Below are 560 nucleotides of genomic sequence, written 5' to 3' on the forward strand. Positions count from 1 at the left end.
GGCACGCGGATGCGGGACATCACCGTCTCGAAGGCCGGTGCGTCACCCGCCTGTCCTGCGGTGATCGTAAGGGCCAGGGGCCGTGCACCGCCGTCGGCGGCCAGGTGGACCTTGGTGCTCAGCCCGCCGCGGGAGCGTCCGAGCGCGTGGTCGGCGGGTTCGCCGGAGCGTATCGCCCCCTTTTGCGCGCTCCGGCGGCGTGCTGGTGAGCCCGGACAACGGTGGAGTCCACTGACACGGTCCAGTCGATGTCGTCGTCGGTGTCCGCTGTTGCCAGGACGGCGGCCAGGATCATCTCCCAGGTGCCGTCCACGGCCCATCTGATCAACCTTTTGTGGGCAGTCTGGAACGAGCCGAGCTCCTCGGGCAGGTCCCGCCAGGGCGAGTGGGTGCGGTACTTCCACGCGATGGCCTCAAGGGTGCGGCGATGGTCGGCCCATCGCCGTCCGCGGACCGGATCGGCCGGCATCAGCGGCGCGATCCGGCCCCACATGGCATCAGTGATCACTAACCGGACAGACACACCCAGTCAACTGGCGAACTCATCAAAGAGACACGCT

General features: G+C 68.4%; 1 pseudogene. It reads right to left on the reverse strand.

Going from position 1 to position 560, the window contains the following annotated elements:
• Positions 1-523: pseudogene (locus tag NQO67_RS43535) on the reverse strand (IS5 family transposase); the annotation flags it as partial.
• Positions 524-560: the final 37 nt, after the last annotated feature.

Source organism: Streptomyces odontomachi, assembly GCF_024435355.1.
GTDB classification, from domain to species: domain Bacteria; phylum Actinomycetota; class Actinomycetes; order Streptomycetales; family Streptomycetaceae; genus Streptomyces; species Streptomyces odontomachi.